17 protein-coding genes and 2 pseudogenes are annotated in these 22,341 nt (G+C 63.1%); 15 read left to right on the plus strand and 4 right to left on the minus strand.

Features of this window, described 5'->3' with window-relative positions:
* The first annotated feature begins 2 nt into the window (after window positions 1–2).
* From ACV22Z_RS14615 to ACV22Z_RS14650, 8 genes are all read left to right on the plus strand, one after another.
* Window positions 3–1,211, plus strand: a complete 1,209-nt coding sequence (locus tag ACV22Z_RS14615) for an acyl-CoA dehydrogenase family protein (RefSeq protein ID WP_448077013.1) — start codon at window positions 3–5, stop codon at window positions 1,209–1,211.
* Between the two features lie 9 nt (window positions 1,212–1,220).
* Window positions 1,221–2,375, plus strand: coding sequence for an acyl-CoA dehydrogenase family protein (locus tag ACV22Z_RS14620; protein ID WP_448077014.1), 1,155 nt, complete (start codon window positions 1,221–1,223; stop codon window positions 2,373–2,375).
* A gap of 22 nt (window positions 2,376–2,397) precedes the next feature.
* Window positions 2,398–3,606, plus strand: coding sequence for a CaiB/BaiF CoA transferase family protein (locus ACV22Z_RS14625; RefSeq protein WP_448077015.1), 1,209 nt, complete (start codon window positions 2,398–2,400; stop codon window positions 3,604–3,606).
* Window positions 3,607–3,889: 283 nt separating this feature from the next.
* Window positions 3,890–4,195 (plus strand): DUF485 domain-containing protein, encoded by a 306-nt coding sequence (locus ACV22Z_RS14630; RefSeq protein ID WP_448077016.1) that lies wholly within the window; start codon window positions 3,890–3,892, stop codon window positions 4,193–4,195.
* 11 nt (window positions 4,196–4,206) lie between these two features.
* Window positions 4,207–5,934 carry a cation acetate symporter gene (locus tag ACV22Z_RS14635; RefSeq protein WP_448077017.1) on the plus strand — a complete coding sequence of 576 codons (1,728 nt, stop codon included), beginning with the start codon at window positions 4,207–4,209 and terminating at the stop codon, window positions 5,932–5,934.
* A 359-nt stretch (window positions 5,935–6,293) separates the two neighbouring features.
* On the plus strand, window positions 6,294–7,583 hold the full coding sequence (locus ACV22Z_RS14640) for a dicarboxylate/amino acid:cation symporter (protein ID WP_448077018.1): 1,290 nt from the start codon (window positions 6,294–6,296) through the stop codon (window positions 7,581–7,583).
* A gap of 4 nt (window positions 7,584–7,587) precedes the next feature.
* Window positions 7,588–9,732 (plus strand): sensor histidine kinase, encoded by a 2,145-nt coding sequence (locus tag ACV22Z_RS14645; RefSeq protein ID WP_448077019.1) that lies wholly within the window; start codon window positions 7,588–7,590, stop codon window positions 9,730–9,732.
* 112 nt (window positions 9,733–9,844) lie between these two features.
* The gene (locus ACV22Z_RS14650) at window positions 9,845–11,197 is read left to right on the plus strand and encodes a sigma-54-dependent transcriptional regulator (RefSeq protein ID WP_448077287.1); all 1,353 of its coding nucleotides are present in this window, start codon (window positions 9,845–9,847) and stop codon (window positions 11,195–11,197) included.
* 114 nt (window positions 11,198–11,311) lie between these two features.
* On the opposite strand, the gene ACV22Z_RS14655 is transcribed toward ACV22Z_RS14650, so the two are convergent.
* Entirely contained in the window at window positions 11,312–11,848 is a 537-nt protein-coding gene (locus ACV22Z_RS14655) for a TlpA disulfide reductase family protein (RefSeq protein WP_448077020.1), read from the minus strand.
* A gap of 163 nt (window positions 11,849–12,011) precedes the next feature.
* Here ACV22Z_RS14655 and ACV22Z_RS14660 point away from each other — a divergent pair, with 163 nt between their 5' ends.
* The gene (locus ACV22Z_RS14660) at window positions 12,012–12,584 is read left to right on the plus strand and encodes a hypothetical protein (protein WP_448077021.1); all 573 of its coding nucleotides are present in this window, start codon (window positions 12,012–12,014) and stop codon (window positions 12,582–12,584) included.
* Window positions 12,585–12,906: 322 nt separating this feature from the next.
* On the opposite strand, the pseudogene ACV22Z_RS14665 reads toward ACV22Z_RS14660, so the two are convergent.
* Both ACV22Z_RS14665 and ACV22Z_RS14670 read right to left on the minus strand, forming a co-directional pair.
* Window positions 12,907–13,506 (minus strand): annotated as a pseudogene (locus ACV22Z_RS14665) (ATP-binding protein); the annotation flags it as partial.
* Window positions 13,507–13,959: 453 nt separating this feature from the next.
* Window positions 13,960–14,496 (minus strand): helix-turn-helix domain-containing protein, encoded by a 537-nt coding sequence (locus ACV22Z_RS14670; RefSeq protein ID WP_448077022.1) that lies wholly within the window; start codon window positions 14,494–14,496, stop codon window positions 13,960–13,962.
* Between the two features lie 196 nt (window positions 14,497–14,692).
* Between ACV22Z_RS14670 and ACV22Z_RS14675 the strand changes: the two genes are divergently transcribed.
* The 4 genes from ACV22Z_RS14675 (at window position 14,693) to ACV22Z_RS14690 (ending at window position 17,781) form a co-directional block, all read left to right on the plus strand.
* Window positions 14,693–15,277, plus strand: a complete 585-nt coding sequence (locus tag ACV22Z_RS14675; RefSeq protein WP_448077297.1) for a hypothetical protein — start codon at window positions 14,693–14,695, stop codon at window positions 15,275–15,277.
* Between the two features lie 4 nt (window positions 15,278–15,281).
* Window positions 15,282–15,770 (plus strand): HAD domain-containing protein, encoded by a 489-nt coding sequence (locus tag ACV22Z_RS14680; RefSeq protein WP_448077288.1) that lies wholly within the window; start codon window positions 15,282–15,284, stop codon window positions 15,768–15,770.
* Window positions 15,771–16,453: 683 nt separating this feature from the next.
* Entirely contained in the window at window positions 16,454–16,687 is a 234-nt protein-coding gene (locus tag ACV22Z_RS14685; protein WP_448077289.1) for a BPSL0761 family protein, read from the plus strand.
* A 539-nt stretch (window positions 16,688–17,226) separates the two neighbouring features.
* Window positions 17,227–17,781, plus strand: a complete 555-nt coding sequence (locus tag ACV22Z_RS14690; protein WP_448077023.1) for an RNA 2'-phosphotransferase — start codon at window positions 17,227–17,229, stop codon at window positions 17,779–17,781.
* A 422-nt stretch (window positions 17,782–18,203) separates the two neighbouring features.
* Here the strand turns inward: ACV22Z_RS14690 and ACV22Z_RS14695 are convergent, their stop codons facing one another.
* Window positions 18,204–18,467, minus strand: coding sequence for a hypothetical protein (locus tag ACV22Z_RS14695; protein WP_448077024.1), 264 nt, complete (start codon window positions 18,465–18,467; stop codon window positions 18,204–18,206).
* A 140-nt stretch (window positions 18,468–18,607) separates the two neighbouring features.
* Between ACV22Z_RS14695 and ACV22Z_RS14700 the strand changes: the two are divergent.
* Window positions 18,608–18,820: pseudogene (locus ACV22Z_RS14700) on the plus strand (type I restriction enzyme endonuclease domain-containing protein); the annotation flags it as partial.
* Between the two features lie 178 nt (window positions 18,821–18,998).
* Entirely contained in the window at window positions 18,999–22,265 is a 3,267-nt protein-coding gene (locus tag ACV22Z_RS14705; RefSeq protein WP_448077025.1) for an NERD domain-containing protein, read from the plus strand.
* Window positions 22,266–22,341: the final 76 nt, after the last annotated feature.

Raw genomic sequence — 22,341 nt, forward strand, 5'->3', positions numbered from 1 at the left:
AAATGGATCTCAATTTCACTCCCGAAGAGGAAGCGTTCCGCACCGACGTGCAGCGCTTCCTGCAAGAGCAACTGCCCGAGCGCATTGCGCGCAAGGTGAAGGGCGGCCTGCACCTGACGCGCGACGACATGCGCGAATGGCATGCGATCCTGAACGCACGCGGCTGGCTCGCGAGCCATTGGCCGCGCGACTACGGCGGCCCCGGCTGGAGCGTCGCGCAGAAGTTCCTGTTCGACAACGAGTGTGCACTCGCGGGCGCGCCGCGCATCGTGCCGTTCGGCGTGAACATGCTCGGCCCGGTGCTGATCAAGTACGGCAACGAAGCGCAGAAGCGTCACTGGCTGCCGCGCATCCTCGACGGCGCCGACTGGTGGTGCCAGGGCTACTCGGAACCGGGCGCGGGTTCCGACCTCGCGTCGGTGAAGACGAGCGCGGTGCGGGGTGTCGACGCGCAGGGCGCCCACTACATCGTGAACGGCCAGAAGACATGGACCACGCTCGGCCACTACGCGAACATGATCTTCTGCCTCGTGCGCACCGCGACCGACGTGCGCAAGCAGGAGGGCATCAGCTTCCTGCTGGTCGACATGAACACGCCGGGCGTCGAGGTCCGCCCGATCGTCACGCTCGACGGCGAGCACGAGGTCAACGAAGTGTTCTTCACCGACGTGCGCGTGCCGGCCGAGAACCTCGTCGGCGAGGAGAACCGCGGCTGGACCTACGCGAAGTACCTGCTGACCTACGAGCGCACCAACATCGCGGGCGTCGGCTTCTCGACGGCCGCGCTCGACCGGCTCCGTGCCGTGGCCGCGAAGGTGAAGAAGAACGGCCGGCCGCTCGCCGACGATCCGTACTTCGCGGCGCGCATCGCGCGCGTCGAGATCGAGCTCGAGAACATGAAGACCACCAACCTGCGTGTGCTGGCTGCGGTCGCGGGCGGCGGCGTGCCGGGCGCGGAAAGCTCGATGCTGAAGATCCGCGGCACGCAGATCCGCCAGGAAATCACGTCGCTGATGCGGCGCGCGATGGGGCCGTACGCGCAGCCGTTCGTCGAGGAGGCGCTCGACGCCGATTACGACGGCGAGCCGGTCGGGCCGGAAGAGGCCGCGAGCGCTGCGCTGCAGTACTTCAACAACCGCAAGCTGTCGATCTTCGGCGGCTCGAACGAGATCCAGAAGAACATCATCGCGAAGATGATGCTCGGGCTGTAAGGAGCGGCAATGGACTTCAGACATAGCGAAGACCGCCGGATGCTGGCGGACATGTTGAACCGCTTCATCGGCGAGCAATACGCATTCCCGGTGCGCGACCGCATCGCGCAATCGGCGGAAGGTTTCGACCGGACGATGTGGGAGCGCTTCGCGGAACTCGGCGCGATCGGCGCGCTGTTTCCGGAGGCCGCCGGCGGCTTCGGCGGCGCAGGCTTCGACATCGCGGTCGTGTTCGAGTGTCTCGGGCGCGGGCTCGTCGTCGAGCCGTTCCTCGGCGCGCTGCTCGGCGGCCGTGCCCTCGCGCTCGCCGGCGGCGACGCACATCGCGACAGGCTCGCCGCGCTGATCGACGGCCGCGTGAGCGCCGCCTTCGCGCACGACGAACCGGGCTCGCACTATGAACTCACGACGGTGCGCACGCGCGCGGAACGGCATGGCGACGGCTGGGTGCTGACGGGCGCGAAGGGCGTCGTCGACCAGGCCGCGCAGGCGGCGTTCTTCGTCGTCAGCGCGCGCACGGCCGGCAACGACGACGATGAAGACGGCATCGGCCTGTTCGTCGTGCCCGCGAATGCCGAGGGCGTGTCGCTGCGCGATTACCGGAAGATCGACGGCGGCCGCGCGGCCGAAGTGCGCTTCGACCGCGTCGCGCTGCCGGCCGACGCCGCGCTCGGCGTTCCGGACGTGGGAGGCGACACGTTCAGCGAAGCAGGTGCGGCGCTGCTCGAACGCGTGCTCGGCTTCGGCCTGCTCGCGCTGTCGGCGGAGGCGCTCGGCGCAATGGACGTCGCGAAGGAGCAGACGCTCGACTACCTGCGCACGCGCAAGCAGTTCGGCATGCCGATCGGCAGCTTCCAGGCGCTGCAGCACCGGATGGCCGACCTGCTGCTCGAAGTCGAGCAGGCGCGCTCGGCGGTGATCAACGCGGCCGCGCAGCTCGATGCGCCGCGCGTCGTGCGCGAACGTGCGCTCGCCGCGGCCAAGTACAGCATTGGCCGGATCGGCACGCTCGTCGCGGAGGAGAGCATCCAGCTTCATGGCGGGATCGGCATGACGTGGGAGCTGCCGCTGTCGCATTACGCGAAGCGCCTCGTGATGATCGATCACCAGCTCGGCGACGAGGACCATCACCTCGCGCGTTACATCGCGTTGTCGAAGCCATAAATCGAAGACGGAGGAGACGACGATGGACAACGATACGCAACGCGCGCTGCCGCTCGCCGGCGTCAAGGTGCTCGATTGCTCGCGCGTGCTGGCCGGGCCGTGGTGCGCAATGGTGCTCGCCGATTTCGGTGCGGAGGTGATCAAGGTCGAGCATCCGGCGCGCGGCGACGATACGCGCGACTGGGGGCTGCGGATCGGCGACACCGAGACGACTTACTTCAACAGTGTGAACCGCAGCAAGCGTTCGATCTGTATCGATCTGCAGACCGAAGCGGGGCAGCGCCTCGTGCGCGAGCTGGCCGCGCAGGCCGACGTGCTGATCCACAACTTCAAGCTCGGCGGCGCGGAAAAGCTCGGCCTCGGCTACGACGCGCTCGCCAAGCTGAACCCGCGTCTCGTGCACTGCGCGATCTCCGGCTACGACCGTTCGGGGCCCGAAGCGGCGCGCCCGGGCTACGACCTCGTCGTGCAGGGCGAGGCGGGGCTGATGGCGCTGAACGGTGAGGCCGACCAGCCGCCGCTGAAGTTCGGCGTCGCGGCGGTCGACCTGTTTACCGGGATGTACTCGGCGCAGGCGATTCTCGCCGCGCTGTACGAACGGCACGCGACCGGGCGCGGGCGGCGCATCGAGATGGCGCTGTTCGACTGCGGGCTGATGATCACCGCGTACTACGGGCTCGACGCGCTGCTGATGGAAAAGGATCCGCCGCGCTACGGCAACGCGCATCCGTCGATCGTGCCGTACGGCGTGTTCGACGCGTCCGACGGCCCGCTCGTGATCACGGTCGGCAACAACACGCAGTTCGCGCGCTTCTGCGACGTGATCGGGCGGCCCGACCTGGCAGCGGACTTGCGTTACCAGACGAACCTCGGCCGTTCGGAGAACCGCGCGGAACTGCTGCCGGAAATTCGCGGCGAGCTTGCGAAGCGATCGCGCGCGACGTTGCTCGCGGCGCTTTCCGGCGCCGGCATTCCGTGCGGCGAAGTGCTCGGCCTGCATGAAGCGCTGACGTCCGAGCGTGCGCGCAGCGCGGGCCTCGTCACGCGGCAGCCGCATCCGGTCGCGGGCGGCGTCGACGTGCTTGCGCCGCCGTACCGCTTCGACGGCGTGCGGCTGCCGGTGCGGGGCGCGCCGCCCGTGCTTGGCGCGGACACGGAGGACGTGCTCGGCGGCTGGCTTGGGCTGTCGCCGGACGACGTCGCGAGGTTGCGCGCGGACCGCGTGGTCTGAATCGATTCTTGCCGCCGCGGCGCGGGCGGGCTGGATCGCGCGCCGACCGATTACACGACAACCCTCGCGAGACGAGGCGCATGGCATGGGGCCGGAGCAGGCGCCAAAGCGTCAACTCCGGTAGACCGCGAAGCATGGGACCGGAGTAAGCGCTAAAGCGCCAACTCTGGTCGACCGCGAAGCATGGGACCAGAGTAAGCGCTAAAGCGCCAACTCTGGTCGACCGCGAAGCATGGGACCAGAGTAAGCGCTAAAGCGCCAACTCTGGTCGACAGGAGACATCATGGAGATTTCCGTCATCGAATCGGTCACGGCGCGCCGTGACTACCAGCAGCTCGTGCGCACGCGGCGCCGCTTCAGCTTCGTGCTGACGGCGCTGATGATCGCGACGTACTACGGCTTCATCCTGCTCGTCGCGCTCGCGCCGCACGTGCTCGCGGCGCCGCTCTACCGCGGCGCGACGACGACCGTCGGGATCGTCGCCGGCATCGCGATCATCCTGGTCGCGATCGGCCTGACCGCGTGCTACGTACTGCGCGCGAACCGTTCGTTCGACCGCGCGGTCGATGCGATCCTCGAGCGTTCGTGACGGAGGCCCCGATGCGTCGTTTCCAGCTTCTCGTCTCGCGTTTCGTCCCGCGTCTCGCACCGCTTCTCGCGTTCGGCGCGCTCTGCGCCGCCGTGCCGACCGCCGCGCATGCGGTGTCCGTTGCCGCCGGGCCGATGCCCGACAAGGTCGAACTGAACCCCGTCGCGATCGGCATGTTCTTCGCGTTCGTGTTCGCGACGCTCGCGCTCACGCGCTGGGCCGCGCGCCGCACGCGCTCGACGCGCGATTTCTACACGGCCGGCGGCGGCATCACCGGCCTGCAGAACGGCCTCGCGATCGCGGGCGACTACATGTCGGCCGCGTCGTTCCTCGGCCTCTCCGGGATGGTGTTCATGTTCGGCTTCGACGGCCTCATCTACTCGATCGGCTTTCTGGTCGGCTGGCCGTTCGTGATGTTCCTGATCGCCGAGCCGCTGCGCAATCTCGGCAAGTTCACGTTCGTCGACGTCGTCGCGTACCGCTTCGCGCAGCGGCCGATCCGGCTCCTGACGTCCGCGAACTCGCTGACGATCGTCGTGCTGTACCTCGTCGTGCAGATGGTCGGCGCGGGCAAGCTGATCCAGCTGCTGTTCGGGCTGTCGTACGGCACCGCCGAGCTGATCGTCGGCGTGCTGATGGTCGTCTACGTGTTCTTCGGCGGGATGACCGCGACCACCTGGGTGCAGGTGATCAAGGCCGTGCTGCTGATGTGCGGCGCCACGCTGCTCGCGTTGCTCGCGCTCGGCGAGTTCGGCTTCAACGTCGACGAGATGTTCCGCCGCGCGGTGGCCGTGCATCCGGGCGCGCTCGGCATCATGGGGCCCGGCAAGCTGATCCGCGATCCGGCCAACGCGCTGTCGCTCGGCATCGCGCTGATGTTCGGCACGGCCGGCTTCCCGCACATCCTGATGCGCTTCTTCACGGTGCCCAATGCGAAAGAGGCGCGCAAGTCGGTCTTCTACGCGACGGGTTTCATCGGGTACTTCTATCTGCTGACGTTCGTAATCGGCTTCTCGGCGATCGTGCTGCTTGCACAGCATCCGGAATTCTTCCGGCTCGGCGCGAACGGCACGTTCAACCTGACGCACGACCTGCTCGGGGGCTCGAACATGGTCGCGGTGAAGCTCGCGCAGGCGGTCGGCGGCAACTGGTTCTACGGCTTCATCGCGGCCGTCACGTTCGCGACGATCCTCGCGGTGGTCGCGGGCCTCACGCTGGCCGGCGCGACGACGATCTCGCACGACCTGTACGCGCAGATGTGGGCGCGCGGCAAGCCCGACGAGCGCGTCGAGATGCGCATCTCGCGCGCGGCGACGATCGCGCTGTCGGCGGTCGCGATCGGCCTGTCGATCCTGTTCGAGCACATCAACGTCGCGTTCATGGTCGGCCTTGTCGCGGCGGTCGCGGCGAGCGCGAATTTCCCGGTGCTCGCGATGTCGATCTTCTGGCGCGGGATGACGACGCGCGGCGCGGTGCTGGGCGGCGGCCTCGGCCTCGCGTCGGCGGTCGTGCTCACGCTGCTGTCGAAATCGGTGTGGGTCGACGTGCTGCACCACGCGCACGCGCCGGTGTTCCTCGACAACCCGGCGCTCGTGTCGGTGCCGCTCGCGTTCATCGGGATCGTCGTCGGTTCGCTGGCGGATCGCGGCGAGCGCGCGCGCCGCGAGCGCGACGCGTTCGCGCGGCAGGAGTTCTACGCGCAGACCGGCGTGCTGGCCGGCCAGGCCGTACAGCATTGATTCATCTGATGAAACAATGCATTCGTCCGGATCGCCGGACGGATGCATTCCGGATTTCCGGAATCCCGGATTGCCTTGCCTGCCGCATTGTGAAAAACAGAATAAAAACAATGGCTTGAAGGGTGTGCGAGACCTGGCATCGACCTTGCGATATAGGAAGCACGGCCGACCTCCGGCCTCAACTACTACAGCAAGGAGACAACCGATGACCGACGCCTTCCTTCCCCTCCGGATGTCCTGAGGCATCGCTTGTTGCGGCACGGCAGCCGCGCGGGCGAGTGACTTCCACTTCCCCTGGCATTCGCCCGCGCGCGTGACGCCGTTTCTACCGGCTCATCTACCCTTCATCAGGAATCATCGTGAAGAAGAAACCCATCTACAAAGTGCTCTATGTGCAGGTGATCTTCGCCATCATCGTCGGCGTGATCCTCGGCCACTACTATCCGTCGCTCGCCACCGAGATGAAGCCGCTCGGCGACGGCTTCATCAAGCTGATCAAGATGGTGATCGGGCCGATCATCTTCTGTACGGTCGTGACCGGCATCGCCGGCATGGAGGACATGAAGAAGGTCGGGCGGGTCGGCGGCAAGGCGCTGCTGTACTTCGAGATCGTGTCGACCTTCGCGCTGATGCTGGGCCTCGCGGCCACGCACATCCTGCGTCCGGGCGTGGGCTTCAACATCGATCCGGCGACGCTGAACGGCAAGGAAGTCGCGTCGTACGCGGCGAAGGCGCACGGCCAGTCGACGGTCGACTTCCTGATGCACATCATCCCGAACACGATGGTCGACGCGTTCGCGCAAGGCGAGATCCTGCAGATCCTGCTGATCGCGCTGCTGTTCGGCAGCGTGCTCGCGCATCTCGGCGAGCGCGGCAAGGTCGTCACCGACTTCATCGACGGGATCACGCGCGTGCTGTTCGGCATCGTGCACATCGTCACGAAGCTCGCGCCGATCGGCGCGTTCGGCGCGATGGCGTTCACGATCGGCAAGTACGGCGTCGGCTCGCTGGTGCCGCTGCTCAAGCTGATCGGCACGTTCTACCTGACCTCGGTCGTGTTCGTGCTCGTCGTGCTCGGCACGATCGCGCGCATCACCGGCTTCTCGATCATCCGCTTCGTCGGCTACATCAAGGAAGAACTGCTGATCGTGCTCGGCACGAGCTCGTCGGAAGCCGCGCTGCCGCAGCTGATGGAGAAGCTCGAGAAGGCCGGCTGCTCGCGCTCGGTCGTCGGCCTCGTCGTGCCGACCGGCTACTCGTTCAACCTCGACGGCACGAACATCTACATGACGATGGCCGTGCTGTTCATCGCGCAGGCGACCAACATCGAACTGACGTGGATGCAGCAGCTCACGCTGCTCGCGGTGGCGATGCTGACGTCGAAGGGCGCGAGCGGCGTCACCGGCGCGGGCTTCATCACGCTCGCAGCGACGCTCGCCGTCGTGCCGACCATCCCGCTGTCGGGCATGGTGCTGATCCTCGGCATCGATCGCTTCATGAGCGAGTGCCGCGCGCTGACCAACATCGTCGGTAACGGCGTCGCGACGGTCGTCGTGTCCGCATGGGAGAAGGAACTCGACCGCGCGAAGCTGCGCCAGGCGTTGAGCGGCGTCGGCGAAGTCACCACCACCGAGACGGCCGGCGTCTGACGTCATGAAAGAGCAGGCGGCGGCGCCGCTCGCGGGCCGCGCGCCTCGTTTCAGCGGCCCTGGCCGCGACTGCGACTGCGACCGCGACCGCGACTGCGACTGCGACTGCGACGGTGGCGGTGGCGGTGGCGGCGGCAGCGGCGGCGGCGGCGGCGGCAGGGCAGCGGCGGACGCCTATGACACAATAGACGATCCGCACCGTCAGGAAGCCGTCACCGTGAAGCGCCGCCTGCTGATCCTCGTCGCGCTCGCCGCCGCGCTCGCCGCGGCCTGCGCGCTGACGTGGACCGTCACCTGGCGGCGCGGGATCGACGAGCTGCAGCGCAATGCCGCGGTGCGCGTCGATCGCACCACCAGCGCGCTCAAGAGCACGCTCGACCGCTACGAATCGCTGCCGTACCTGCTCGGCAGCCACCCGCTCGTGCAGGACCTGCTCGCCGAGCCGAAGCGCGCCGACTACGCGGCGCGCGCAAACCGCTACCTCGAAGACCTCAACGAGCACGCGCACGCGACCGTCACCTACCTGATCGGCGCGGACGGCCTGTGCGTCGCCGCGAGCAACTGGCGCGCTCCCGACAGCTTCGTCGGGATCGGATACCGTTTCCGGCCGTATTTCATCGATGCGATGCACGGCCAGGTCGGCCGCTTCTTCGGGATCGGCACGATCTCGCGCGATCCCGGCTACTACATCTCGCAGCCCGTGTGGCGCGAAGGCCGGATCGTCGGCGTCGTCGTCGTGAAGCTCAATCTCGAGTGGTTCCAGGGCGCCGACGCATCCGAGCCGCTCGTCGTCACGGACGATCACGGCGTCGTGTTCCTGTCGTCGGTGCCCGCATGGAAGTACCACACGCTGCGGCCGCTGACGGGCACGGTTGCCGCGTCGATCTATGAAACCCGCCAGTACGCGCAGCAGCCGGTCACGCCGCTGCCGCTGCGCGTCGAGCAGGTGCTCGGCGCCGACGCGCAGATCGTGCGCATTGGCCACGGCCGCCGCGCGCCGCGCTATCTCGCGACGCAGCGCCGCATCGGCGAGCCCGACTGGACGCTCGTCACGCTCGCGCCGATCGCGCCCGTCGACGCCGACGCGCGCAACGCGACGATCGTCACCGGCTTCGGCTTCGTGTCGGTCGCGCTGCTCGCGTTCTACTGGCGGATGCGCCGCGCGCGCGTGCGCGAGATGATCCGCGGCCGCGCGCTGCTGCAGCAGGCGTACGCGGAGCTGAACCGGCGCGTCGAGGAGCGCACGGCCGACCTGTCCGAGGCGAACGAGCAACTGCAGAAGGAAGTCGGCGACCGGATCCGCGCGGAACAGGAGCTGCGCGCCGCGCACGACGAGCTGATCCAGGCGAGCAAGCTCGCCGCGCTCGGCCAGATGGCGGCGGGCATCACGCACGAGCTGAACCAGCCGCTCGCCGCGCTGCGCAGCTTCTCCGACAACACGCGCGTGCTGCTCGACCGCGGCGAGCAGGGCGCGGCGCGCGAGAACCTCGAGGCGATCGCCGCGCTCACCGAGCGGATGGGCAAGATCACCAACCAGCTGAAGCTGTTCGTCGGCCGCGCGCGGCCGCGCAACGAGCAGGCGCTCGTCGTGCGCGCGCTGCGCAGCGTGCTGGCGCTGCTCGACGAACGGCTGCGCGGCGTCGCGCTCGTGCTGACGTTGCGCGATGCGACCGCGCGGGAAGCGACCCTGTCGCCCGCTGCCGACGCGCGGACGTCCGCTTCGGATACGCCGCTCGATCTCGCGAACGACCATCCGGAACTCGTCGCGCGCTGCGAGGACCTGCGTCTCGAACAGGTGCTGATCAACCTGCTCGGCAACGCGCTGGATGCGGTGGCGGGCACCGCCGCCCCGCGCATCGAGGTCGCGATCGACGTGTCGGCGGCGACGCTCGCGATCCAGGTGCGCGACAACGGTCCTGGCATCCCGCCCGACCTGCTGCCGCGCCTGTTCGAGCCGTTCTTCACGACGAAGGAAATGGGGCGCGGGCTCGGCCTCGGGCTCGCGATCTCGTCGTCGATCGCGAGCGATGCGGGCGGCTCGCTGACTGCGCGCAATGCGCCGGGCGGCGGCGCGCTGTTCGTCTTGACGTTGCGGCGCGCCCGCACGCATCATCCGGACTCCGTGTCCGAGCAGACGGGCGCGCGCTGAGCGCGTACCGCCGCGACGGCGGCCAGTGGAAAACCGGGGTGAACCGACCCGCGCACGCGCTGCCGCCGCGCGGTCCGAGGGCCGCGACGCCCATCAGGAGCAAGTGAGTACGATGGCCAACCGGCTGCAAGTGATCTATATCGAAGACGACGCGCTCGTGCGCCGCGCGAGCGTGCAGAGCCTCCAGCTGGCGGGCTTCGACGTGACCGGCTTCGAGTCGGCCGAGGCCGCCGAGAAGGCGGTCGTCGCCGACACCGCCGGCGTGATCGTCAGCGACATCCGCCTGCCCGGCGCGAGCGGGCTCGACCTGCTCGCGCAATGCCGCGAACGCGTGCCGGACGTGCCTGTGATTCTCGTCACCGGCCACGGCGACATCTCGATGGCGGTGCAGGCGATGCGCGACGGCGCGTACGACTTCATCGAGAAGCCGTTCGCGGCCGAGCGGCTGATCGAGACGGTGCGGCGTGCGCTCGAGCGGCGTGCGCTCGTACTCGAGAACCACGCGCTGCGCCGCGAGCTCGCCGAGCAGAACGTCGTCGCGCCGCGCATCATCGGCCGCAGTCCGGCCATCGAGCAGGTGCGGCGGCTGATCGCGAACATCGCGCCGACCGATGCGTCGGTCCTCATCAACGGCGACACGGGCGCCGGCAAGGAGCTGATCGCGCGCAGCCTGCACGAGCTGTCGCCGCGCCGCGACAAGCCGTTCATCGCAGTGAACTGCGGCGCGCTGCCCGAGCCGATGTTCGAATCGGAGATGTTCGGCTACGAGCCGGGCGCATTCACGGGCGCCGCGAAGCGCCGGGTCGGCAAGCTCGAATACGCGTCCGGCGGCACGCTGTTCCTCGACGAAATCGAAAGCATGCCGCTCGCGCTGCAGGTGAAGCTGCTGCGCGTGCTGCAGGACGGCGTGCTCGAGCGGCTCGGCTCGAACCAGCCGATTCGCGTGAACTGCCGGATCGTCGCGGCAGCAAAGGGCGACATGAGCGAGCTGGTCGCGGCCGGCACGTTCCGGCGCGACCTGCTGTACCGGCTCAACGTCGTGACGATCGCGCTGCCGCCGCTCGCCGAGCGCCGCGAGGACATCGTGCCGCTGTTCGAGCACTTCATGCTCGATGCGGCCGTGCGCTACGACCGCCCGGCGCCGGTGCTCACCGACCGGCAGCGCGCAAGCCTGCTGCAGCGCGACTGGCCCGGCAACGTGCGCGAGCTGCGCAATGCGGCCGACCGGTTCGTGCTCGGCGTCGCCGACATGCCGCAGGACGCAGCGGCGGCGGAAGACGACGCGAACGAGCAGACGCTGAAGGAGCGGATCGAGCAGTTCGAGCGCGCGGTGATCGCCGAGGCGCTGAACCAGACGGGCGGCGCGGTTGCGGCGACCGCCGACCGGCTGCACGTCGGCAAGGCGACACTCTACGAGAAGATGAAGCGGTACGGGCTGTCGGCCAAAGGCGAGACAGACCGATAAAGAGACCGCCAAACAGAAACGGACCGATGAACCGGCGGTGTCCGGTCATGCGGTCCGTTTTGCGTTGAGGGGCGCGTCGCGCGCCCTTCGGTGCGGAATCGTCCGGGCGGGCGCTCAGGCGGCGTTGTCGAGCGCCTTCTTGAGCAGCGCGTCGAGTTCCGCGAACTGCGGTGCGCCGACGTAGCGCTTCAGGATCTTGCCGTCCTTGTCGACGACGAAGGTCGTCGGCGTCAATTGCACGTTGCCGAACTGCTTCGCGGCGCTACCGTCGTCGAGCGCGACCTTGAACGGCAGCTGGCGCGTCTGCGCGTAGTTCGCGACGTACATCGGCGGGTCGTAATTCATCGCGACCGCGACGAATTCCAGGCCCTGTCCCTTGAAACGGTTGTACGTATCGACCATCTGCGGCATTTCCTGCATGCAGGTCGCGCAGCTCGTCGCCCAGAAGTTGATCAGGTAGACCTTGCCCTTCAGGTCGCCGGTGGTCGACACCTTCTGGCCCGACAGCAGCGTGAAGGTCGCATCCGGCACGCTGGACTTGCCGTTGAACGCGAAGAAGCCGGCCACGGCGATCGCGGCCACGACGACGACGGCCGCCACATAGCGGATCGGGCCCGCGCGGCGGCTTGAGGAGGAAGGCGTGGAGTTCATCTGCGGTGCTCTCGAAGTCGGTCGGTGACGCCGGACATGGCCACGGACGTCGAAATTCGGCGGTTATTTTAGCGCGAATGCGGTGCGCGTACCGGTGGCCGTCACACATCCCGAGGTTCCCGTTCGACGCATAATGCGCATTTTGCCTGCTCTGCTCCGCACCATGCCGAAGGTATTTGCCGATCCGCTGCGTCCCCTTTTTCGTCCGCTGCGGCACTTCGCCGCACTCGTGTGCGCGAGCGCCGTGCTCGCCGCATGCTCGCCGCCGTATGACTGGCGCACGCTGCACAACGACGCCGGCTACACGATCGACCTGCCCGCGAAGCCGACCGTCGACGAGCACGCGGTGACGATCGGCGGCACGCCGATGAAGATGCGGATGCAGGCGGCGCATCTGGATGGCGCGGTGTTCGCGGTCGGCACGGTGATGCTGCCGGACGACCGCGACGAGACCCGCCGCGCGGCGCTCGACTACCTGCGCGACGGCCTGTCCCGAAATCTGGACGGCGCGCCGCAGACGGCCGCGGTGCCGGTGCCGCTCGCGGCCGGCGGCGCGATTAACGGGGTCGAGCTGCGCGTGGCCGGCACGGCGGCGGGGCAGGATCGCGCGCGCAAGACGATCGTCGCGCGGTTCGTCGCGCGCGGCCGGCATGCGTACCAGGCGGTCGTGATCTCCGACGCGCCGATCGCGCAGGAGCAACTCGATCAATTCTTCGGCTCGCTGAAGCTCGACTGAATCGCGCAGGCGAGGGCGCCTCAGAGCGCGTGGAGAACTGAAAGTTCCTTCGCAGCATTTGGCGCTAATCGCCGGATTTTGCGAGAGTTTTTCGGCTATCCACAGCGCATGTGGATAACTTTGTTGAAAAGTGGCGGCAATCTGCCCGGCGCCCGCGCCGGATGGGGTTCCGGGCAAATTTGCCGAGCAACTGCTGCTTGGGAAAAGTCAATAAAAACAATGGCATGCGAATTTCGTCTTGCATGTGGCCTGTTGCGACGGGGCCCGGGCCCGGATTCGCGGAATTGTGCATAAGTCAAGTCTTGACAGGTGGATTTTGTCCTCAGAGGGTCGTCAGCGCCCGCCGGTAGCGGATCGCCTCGGCGATCTGTGCGGCGGTCGGCAGCGGATCGCCGGCGAGATCGGCGATCGTCCTGGCGACTTTCAGCACGCGGTAATACGCGCGCGCCGACCAGCCGAACCGCTCGCCGGCCTCGCGCAACAGGCGTTCGCCTTCGTCGGTCGGCCGGCACAGGTCGTCGGTCTCGCGCCCGGTCAGCATGTGATTCGTCTTGCCCTGGCGGTCGAGCTGCCGGGCCCGCGCCAAAGCGACGCGCGCGGCGACGGCCGCGCTCGGTTCGCCGGGCGTCGACGCGCGCGCCGACAATTCGGCCGGCGTCAGCGCGGGCAGGTCGATCTGGATGTCGATGCGGTCGAGCAGCGGCCCCGACAGCTTGCGCAGATAGCGCGCGGCGACGTCCGGCGAGCAGCGGCAGCGGCCGGACGGATCGCCGTGCCAGCCGCACGGGCACGGGTTCATTGCGGCGATCAGCTGGCAAGCGGCCGGGAAGTCGGCCTGCAGCGCCGCACGCGAGATCGTGATGCGGCCGGCCTCCAGCGGCTCGCGCAGCATCTCCAGCACGTGCCGGTCGAATTCCGGCAGTTAGCTTTTTACAAGGTTCTGGTTGTCAATCCTTCTATTCTTTATCATTTAGCTTTCAAATACCACCCGAGCTCGCAAAGTTACAATCATTTCGAAATGCTTTCGCGGCTCGGCCGGGGCACGAAGCATAGACCCCTACGTCCACCGTATCGACCATAAAATCGGCGCGACTTGCTGTCCGATGACCGCTGACAGCGGTTCTCAGCAGGACCCCCTGGTGTCTGGCACTCCGGGGGCTGCAGTAAGCCTCGAAGCGGCGACACTTGCTCGACTTAGAGATTGGACCGCCATTTTTTGTGGTCGGGCGTCAGACGCGAGTGCGTGCAACTTGGGTACCGCCCAAGGGCGGTTGTCGACATCCGTGTGTTATGTGGGCAGCCAAGTTGGCACACGGGGATTATCTGGCGAGCTTTGAACTCGTATGTGTTTCCAGCTTTTTCATTTGTTGAGCTTCTAGGATTTGTCCGTACTCTCGGCTGGATTTGCGAGCAGTTCGATGGGCGTCTTGTTTAGTGCGTTCGCGAATTTTTCGATGGTGTTCAGAGTCAGGTTCTCTCTGCCTGACTCGACCGCGCTTACCCAATTGCGGTCGGCTCCCAACCGCTCGGCGAGTTGGCGCTGAGTCATATTTGATTGCTCCCGGTGCGCCTTCAGATTCTTTGGAATCCGTTGCAGCAACTCTTCGGCGGTCTCTTGTTTCGATGGTGCCGAAGTCGTCGCGTTCGCATCTTCGCTTCTTAGCAAACGGGACACGCTAACGCCCAAGGCTGCGGCAATCAATGCCGCTCTGGCGATAGTTAAGTTTGGACGAGTCCTCTCAATCCTGCTGATGACGGTGCGGTCGAGACCAATACGGTCACCGAGCCCTTCCTGGCTTAGCTTTTCAGCCTCGCGAAGGAGGCGCACTTGTTCGGCGAACGTTTTCGCAAGTCCGCTCATGCAAAGCCCTGACATTGAAAAATTCGAATCATTGGGCTTTACAAGAGACATGTCTACGGCACTTGGCTTTGCCAAGACATATGTAGTAGACGGATGGGTTGTAAAGGCAAATGATGTAGACATTGAGCTTTGCAAGCTAAATGTCTACAATGCGGGCAACGGGCACCCTCCTCCCAGCTGGGGGACTGGCTCGGTCATACCGCATGGACGCGGACTTCTTCGTTGCAGTAACCCTTGGGTGAGAGTGATGGTTCTTGTGTTTCTGTGCTTGGATTGGCTTGTCCCGCCGTTTTTCGATGAGCCGGATAGCGGGCACGCTCCTATAGACACGGAGGACGGTCAGTCTCGGCGTGCGCGCATTGAAAAGCTCACGAAATGCCTGACAGGATTCAACGGCGCAGTGGGGATTCTTGCCACGCGACGCATGATGGGGCGAAGAATCGGTGACGCTAGACCGCATCTCGGAGAGCTTGGGCACATCATGCAGGACTCGATTAATACGCTCGCGGAGTCGCCGTACGAGTTCGTGAGCGACTATCTAGAGTTGCGCGACGTTGAGTGGGTAGCGATGACAAATAGCTCCGTCTCCTTCCCTGATGCGCATCACGACCGTGTCGTCGAATTTGATGAAGTGACGGGCGATATCGACTCCGCCTGCACGGAACTCGCGAAGCTCCTCGGTGCGTTTGGGCCGACAGCTGTCACTCGGCCCACGAATTCCGAGATGTTTCGCATGTTTCCCGCCACACACATGGCTACCGCCCTTAGAGTACGCATGGGCGGAGCGAAGGAGCGTCACACGCTCCATGCAAGCACGAGAGCGCGTACCTGAAGCCATGCGCCAGGTGCTCTTCCTCGATATCGACGGAGTTCTGCATCGGGCAGACTCTTATATGACGCGACACGGCGTTGCGAGCAGTGCACCTGGGCGAATCGAATTGTTCGAATACGCCCCCGTGCTCGATAAACTGCTGGAGCCATTTCCTACCGTTGAGGTCGTTTTGTCTAGCGATTGGGCGTACAAGTTCGGTGTCGACTACGTGCGTAAACGATTGCCGTGCGAGTCATTGCGTGACCGGGTGACAGAAGCGACGTATCAAGGTTGCGACTTCGATGAGCGACTGTGGCCGATGTTGAAGCGAGGTGCACAAGTGCTTGACTATGTTCGACGTCACCAGCTCCGACATTGGCTTGCTATCGATGATAGAAGAGATGGATTTGACGGCCATTTGGAACGACTGGTTCATTGTCAATCGGAATATGGGCTAGGAGACCAGGCAGTTGTCGATTTATTAAGGCATAGGCTGAAGCGTGAATTTTCGTAGCAACAACGACCAAGAATTGGAGGTTGCGTGCGAAGTAGGATTTGGCAAACGAGCATGGCCGGCAGATTGCGAAGGGCTGTACTGCAGGAACTCACCGCTGCAATCGACCAGAGCCTCCGATGGCATCGGGATGCGATAACTCCGCGCGTCTACGTTGCGTTGAGGACAATGTCCCCCTTCGAACTAGGACTGCGGTTCAAACGGGCGCTGCGAGACGAGCTGTACGAGCGACGTCGCGAAAAAGGACGACGGTTACCCACGAAATTTTAGGTCGAGGAACGCCTTGCCTATTTATGTACATTCCAGGGGCGAGGGCCCCGAGACCGTGTATCTCAGCCACTGGTCGATTCGTCGATTTGAAGGGGGGGCCTGCCATCTTGTCGGGCGCGACAGGGCGAATCTTGATGGCAGAGTCAGTACAGAGATGCTCGAGTTTGACGCTGAGGGTCGAACCGCACGAACCGCTAGCGGTCGGCGTTACGTGCTCGTTGGTCCGAGTGGGTGGACCTCAGACGCGGAATACGTCTGGCACCGAGTAGCTGAGGTGATTGGCAAAGGTCAGGCCTGGACAGATGTAACGGAAGAGCTTGCTCCCGGGAGCCGGGTGCGGAGATAAGGCTATAAGTGGGTCAATGAGGAACATCGAGCTTCATTGAATTACGTAGATAGGATACCTGATAACAATTCCAGATGAAAGAAGCGAGGCAATTCTGCGTACCCGTAATCTGCTGATTCAACTGGCCTACGGTGTAAAACAGCGCGACGAGGAGTCGCTACGGAGATACGCTAGGTCATTGCTGAAGCGCTATCCGGATGCGCACCACATCTCGCTGTCTGCGCTTTGTCTTCCAGATGTATGGGGTGACCCTGGAGGTGGTGATTCTTGTCTTCGACCGCTTCGCACATATGATACGTGAAGCGAGGAGGACGCAAACGGCGTCATCGATGCTGTGCTCCGTATCGCTGCTTTAGAAAAATGGCGGCCTCCAGCGCCGAGTGCAAACTAGTGTCCGATATGCTGATTCATCGACGCAAATAGGCTCGTGCCGAGTTCAACCTTTCGGTACGTGGAACATGCAATGCTAAGGATTGCGATAGAAATATGGCCAGGTGGCAGAGAAAGTGGGAAACGTGTGATTGCAACTGTCGATATACGACGTGTAAAGGACGGAGCACTTGCCGACTATGAGGTGGAACTGCGTGAAGGCCTTCTCGGTGACGTTGGTGATACGGTTGTCGTCCGCGATTAACTACCACGTGCCGGCACGCTGTACGATGAGCAGAACGGCACTGTTGCGGAGGCGAGCTATGGCAACGGAAGTTTTCACTTGGGGCTACACGGCTTGGCTCAACTGTCGTCCCGCCGGTTACGAGCTATCGGGCTATATTGACTGGCTATCCGGATTAGCGTGTGGAATCGCTTTAAAAATAGCAGGTTTTCAGTTGGAGTCCAGTAATGAGTAGCAGCTACTTTAATGCAACCCGTGCAAGCAAATTTTTTAGCTATGTGCTCAGACACCGGCCGGACTCCATCGGCGTCACTCTGGACGCCCAGGGCTGGGCCGACGTTTCCGAACTGTTGACCAAGGCAGCTGCTGCTGGCATGGCGCTCACACTGGACGAGTTGAAGCAAGTAGTTGCAGAGAACGATAAAAAGCGTTTTGTGCTGAACGATGACGCTACGCGCATTCGCGCCGCGCAAGGTCATTCTGTTGACGTTGACCTGCAGCTGCCGGTCAAGGCGCCGCCGCCGGTGCTGTATCACGGCACGGTTGGCAAGTCCATGGCTGACATTCGCAAGCAGGGATTGACGCCGATGAATCGACATGACGTACACCTGTCGCCAGACCGCGAGACGGCGACTCGCGTAGCTACGCGTCGCGGCAAGCCAGTCATCTTGGTCATTGAAACGTATCCGCTGCTGCGTGACGGCTACCAGTTCCGCGTGTCCGGCAACGGCGTTTGGTTGGTGCCCGAGGTGCCGGCGAAGTACATTAAATTTCCAGGCTAAGCATTAAAACACCCCCACTCCGATTCCACACGATAATCCGGATAGCCTATTGACTGGCGTGAATTTGCCGGCGTTGGAGACACGCCGCAACACGCGGAGCGCGAATTTTCTCGAGCAGCCCGTCGAGCATGGTTACGCCGGAAGTTGCGCCGTATCAGAGGTCTTCCAGCACGCGAGGCGCTGTCCGTGGACCTGGCCGACACGTACCACGAAACCTCGCTCACCATGATTATTGTGGCCGTGGCTTCTACGTTGTTGAGTTACGGACGTGACTCGGCATCGTAGCTGAGCCCAAGCGCCTTCGACAGGTGCTCGCTCCACGCGTCTAATAAATTTCTAACGCTACATTTGCGCGGCCAATGAAGCAAGCCAGTCGTGCGCCGGGTCCTAAGCCGTCACCAGTTAGGGGGCTGCGTAACAAACTACTCTTCAGCACCGGGAACAACGCCCTCTAGCATTACAAGCATGCCGGGGAGGAAATGCGTTTGGCAAATTCCAGTACTCCGTAAGAACGGGGACTCAAGTCCTTCAACATAGATGTAGTCTTCGTCAACTTTCGCAACTTTCACAATTTCTACATTCCTTCCCGTCCCTGGGCCAGTTGCAATTACCCTGACGAACGACCCGACCTTGACCTTCTGAGTGGGTTCCAGCTCCCCCTGGGTTTTTTTGGGGTCCTTTCTCATATCTTACGCCTGTGTGTCGGTTTTTAAATTGAAAGGTTGATTACAATAATTATCCCCGAATCGTCGGGGCAATATTCCTATAACGGCCGAGCGACTAACAACTTTAGTTTGCGTAACCGACCTTTGACGCAGCGGACGAAACCTGGGAGAAAATCGCGGTAGAGTTGCTCGTGAAGCTGCGCGGTTCAGTCACGGTCGACTGGGCGAAGCGGGAGGCCGTGCATGCCAGGCTGCGCGTGATGGTCAAGACGCTGCTCAAACGCTATAAGCACCCACCAGACCGGCAGGAGGAGGCAACTGATACCGTGCTGTCGCAGGCGGAATCGCTTTCGTCAGCTTGGGTTGGAGCCTAGCCGAGAACCACTGGGACAAGGATTCGAGCTGAAACGCAAGCTTTGAAGACGTGAAGATGCGCATAAGGTCGGGTGCTCAAGAGGAGTGGACAGAATCGTGGATAGAGAAGCGGTTGCAGGGCGGAGTCGGTCATGTGTTGAACTCTTTCTTGGGCATGAGATAGAGGACCGAACGGAGTTGAAGTTCTTGCGCCGTCTGCGCGCAGACCTCGAAGCTCTCGGTGAACAATGTCTGGTGCTCGGAAATTTCTATTGCGGCCCCTCGCGAACGCAGATTGACTTCGTTGTAGTGACCGCACGCGGCGCGACGGTGGTCGAACTGAAGGGTTACGGGCTTCCGGTGGAAGGTGGCGTTAACGGACATTGGAAGTCCATGCTTCCGGACGGTGGACGCAGGGTGATTGCGTCAAAGAATCCCTTCCAGCAAGCAATTGATGCTCGCTACGCAGTTATAGACGAGCTCACAAAGGAGATGACGCTCGACTCGGCACATGCAAAACAGGCCGTTGGGGCGAATCTATGCCTTTTCTTCGAGCCTCTGCCGGGCTGCGATATTCCAAACAGCAATTTTAAGTGCCACGTTGGCGGCTATCGCCAGTTGTGCTCCCAAATACATGACTCGCTCGCCGGGCCGTTATCGCTAGATACGTGGCGCGAATTTGCTTCCAGAGCTGGCTTGGTGCGACGGCTCGATGCCGTCGAACAGACCGAGGCGGAGCGGTTTGCCGCCGACTACGCCTCCCAGTGGCAAGCTACCATTGCAGCAGCCAGCAAACCTTTCGTCGCCGTATCGTTAGTCGTGGAGGGACGGAACCGGTCGCTGTGCGAATGCGTCGAGCGACTTCAGGAAGGCCGCAACCTGCTTATCGTAGGCGACTCCGGCTCTGGCAAATCTCGGGTTTTGGAAGAACTGTCGACGCTGACCGCATCGGCTGGAATGTTGCCGATAGCGATTGAAGCACGGATATTTGAGGGAGACTTGCGTCCGCTCTTAGAGCGTTCGGTTGCGCTCGCATCGACGTTCTCAGTGAAGGATGTGCTCCGAAATTCTAGACGCACCGCCAACCCGGCTGTGGTGTTCGTCGATGGGTTGAACGAATGTCAACCAAAACTTCAGGCACATCTCCTGCGCGCCCTATTCGCCTTACATCGACGCTACGGCCTGCAATTGGTGGTCGTGAGCCAGCGAGAAGTTCCCGTTCCATGGCTCCCAAACGATGTGGCGTGTATGCCCGAGGCTACGCGGTCTCACCTCCGAGCAGTGCTTGAAGCGCACCTCAGCCGCGCGGCCAAGCCTGAAGAACTCGTAGCGTTGGAGGTCATCGCGAGTGCTCACGACGCCGAGATTCTCGCTGGCGTCATGATAGAGGAAAGTGGACTGGATGGACGGTTCTCACTTTACAGCGCATTTACCCGGCAGCGGCTGGAAACCTATGCAGGCGTGGGGCATCGTGCGCTGGCCAAAATAGCCGGGACAATAAGGGAGCGGTTTGCGTCGACCATTTCGGAGCACGAGCTGGTGCGCGAACTTACTGCAGTACTCGATTCTGCGGGTGAGGCAGAACAGGTATGGCGTGCGGCGAGGAAATGTGGGCTGGTCGTTGTTCGGTCAGGGAGAGTTTTTTTTCGGCACGACCTGATTGCAGACTACTTCTGCACCGTGTTTTTGCTTGAGCAGTGTCGTGATGTGCAGCAGCTGGCCGAAGCGTTGCGCAGACCAATCTACGAACCACTGCTTGAGTTTGCGGTCGGTGGTTGCGGGAGTGCTTCCGGTTTGGACACGCTGTTGGGTTCGTCACCCATTGAACTGCTGATTGCATGTATCGATAGCAAGTGCGGCGCGAGAGCGAAGTCTCTCGTTCTTGACCGAGTACGTGATGCGCTTGACACCGCCGTTGAAGATTACGAGAAGCTGGTTCTTGAGTTCAGCACCGGCGAAGACGGGCATCATCATGTAAGCATATGCCTATCGGACGGTGTCGAAAGCCGGACGTACGGAAACTACTTGGCGGTCGTTCCTCATGCGCTATGCCACGGCCTCTTGCCCGACGTCTTGGACGCTTTCTCCCGTATCGATAGACGCATATGGAATGAAGCGGAGCGTCTGCGCGCAGAAAATTCAAACGTCAACATCGCATTTCGCCGACGAGGGTATAACGCTGTCTACAGTCCGCCTGGCAGCTTCGTTTTCAGTGCGATGCACGAGATACAGCAGGGTTTTATGTCGCTGTGTCGAAACAGCGAGTCACCGGCGCTCAATGAGGTTTTATGGAGTCAACTGTCCGCGCACAATGAGCTTCGGCCTGGGCAACTGCTCATCATCGTTGGGATGATGAATCGGTTGGAGCCGGTAGTTGACTGCATTCCACATGACTTCGTCGATATTATCCGGCACCTTTGGGATGCTGGCGTTGGCCGCTTACGACTGGAGGTTGTCGAGCTCGTACGCAGGACCGGCCCTCTCCTCGACAACGATGGACAGGACGAGCTCCGTGCGTTACTAGATTCGTGGCTCACAGATGACGACCCGCTAACAAACTCACTGGTGTTCGACGCGTTTCAAGGAGTTGGTGGCCCAGAAACTGACCTATCGGTCGAGTCTGTTCACCAAGAGTTCATAGCTGCGCTCGAGATGCCGCGCTCCCAATTGGCCTCCGAGCGTGCCATGCATATGTATGTATGCACCTTCGACCATCCTTGTGACGACCTATACGTTGAGGCGTATCACGAACTGCTCACGGAAGCTCAGCGCAGGGAGTTGCTGACAAGAGCTGCATATGCTACCTACAGCGACCTGACAACGTCGATGGTTATTCGCGAGCTCGCACGGAGTCCGGTTCCCGAAGCCGCTGCATGTTTTCAAAGATTTGCGCGAGTACCTGACTTGAGCGGTACGTGGGCACAATCAGCCGTTGAGACATATCTCCTGTCAATAGGTGCACTCGCCGGCATGGGCTTAAGCCTCGCAAACTTGGAGGATACCTCTCCCAAGAAGTCGGCATGGCCCGTTGCTGCCGAGCTTCTCTATTGTCTCGCCTCGCAATCATCACCGTCGAAGAATCAGCAGGAGGCGCGGCTATGGGAGCAACTGGCAAATTGCGGTGTGGCCGAAGCGTTCGATATCGTGATGCACGTCGAGCGGAGCTTTAGCTCTTTCGACAAAGAGCGGAAGATTTCGTTTCTGCCGGTTTGTGCAAATGGAGTGCGTCGGCTATCGCGGGCCGTATTGGCGAAGGAATATCAACCCGCGACGGAATTTGCAAGGCTCGCGCAATGGCATGACCTTATGACGAAGCATCGAACCTTCGCGCTGGATGTATTGGGACTAGTAGGACGCAAAACGGACCTTGAAGTCGTCAGAACGTGGGTGGAAGATGTGACGTTGGGCAGGCATGCAATCGCTGCCGCAAAGGCGCTTGAATCCTCGAATTGGGTCGCGCTCTAGTCGTACAGCACGCATGGTGAACGATATTGATGAAGTTTGAGGTAATGTTACGGTTGCTCGAGGGGGAGCAGAGCGT

The sequence above is a fragment of the Burkholderia sp. PU8-34 genome (assembly GCF_053427725.1).

Coding starts and splice junctions, on each gene's coding strand:
- ACV22Z_RS14620 (WP_448077014.1), top strand. CDS start 1,221: ATGGACTTCAGACATAGCGAAGACCGCCGGATGCTGGCGGACATGTTG.
- ACV22Z_RS14655 (WP_448077020.1), bottom strand. CDS start 11,848: ATGAACTCCACGCCTTCCTCCTCAAGCCGCCGCGCGGGCCCGATCCGC.
- ACV22Z_RS14680 (WP_448077288.1), top strand. CDS start 15,282: ATGCGCCAGGTGCTCTTCCTCGATATCGACGGAGTTCTGCATCGGGCA.
- ACV22Z_RS14625 (WP_448077015.1), top strand. CDS start 2,398: ATGGACAACGATACGCAACGCGCGCTGCCGCTCGCCGGCGTCAAGGTG.
- ACV22Z_RS14675 (WP_448077297.1), top strand. CDS start 14,693: ATGGTTCTTGTGTTTCTGTGCTTGGATTGGCTTGTCCCGCCGTTTTTC.
- ACV22Z_RS14615 (WP_448077013.1), top strand. CDS start 3: ATGGATCTCAATTTCACTCCCGAAGAGGAAGCGTTCCGCACCGACGTG.
- ACV22Z_RS14695 (WP_448077024.1), bottom strand. CDS start 18,467: ATGAGAAAGGACCCCAAAAAAACCCAGGGGGAGCTGGAACCCACTCAG.
- ACV22Z_RS14670 (WP_448077022.1), bottom strand. CDS start 14,496: ATGTCTCTTGTAAAGCCCAATGATTCGAATTTTTCAATGTCAGGGCTT.
- ACV22Z_RS14635 (WP_448077017.1), top strand. CDS start 4,207: ATGCGTCGTTTCCAGCTTCTCGTCTCGCGTTTCGTCCCGCGTCTCGCA.
- ACV22Z_RS14630 (WP_448077016.1), top strand. CDS start 3,890: ATGGAGATTTCCGTCATCGAATCGGTCACGGCGCGCCGTGACTACCAG.
- ACV22Z_RS14690 (WP_448077023.1), top strand. CDS start 17,227: ATGAGTAGCAGCTACTTTAATGCAACCCGTGCAAGCAAATTTTTTAGC.
- ACV22Z_RS14650 (WP_448077287.1), top strand. CDS start 9,845: ATGGCCAACCGGCTGCAAGTGATCTATATCGAAGACGACGCGCTCGTG.
- ACV22Z_RS14660 (WP_448077021.1), top strand. CDS start 12,012: ATGCCGAAGGTATTTGCCGATCCGCTGCGTCCCCTTTTTCGTCCGCTG.
- ACV22Z_RS14645 (WP_448077019.1), top strand. CDS start 7,588: ATGAAAGAGCAGGCGGCGGCGCCGCTCGCGGGCCGCGCGCCTCGTTTC.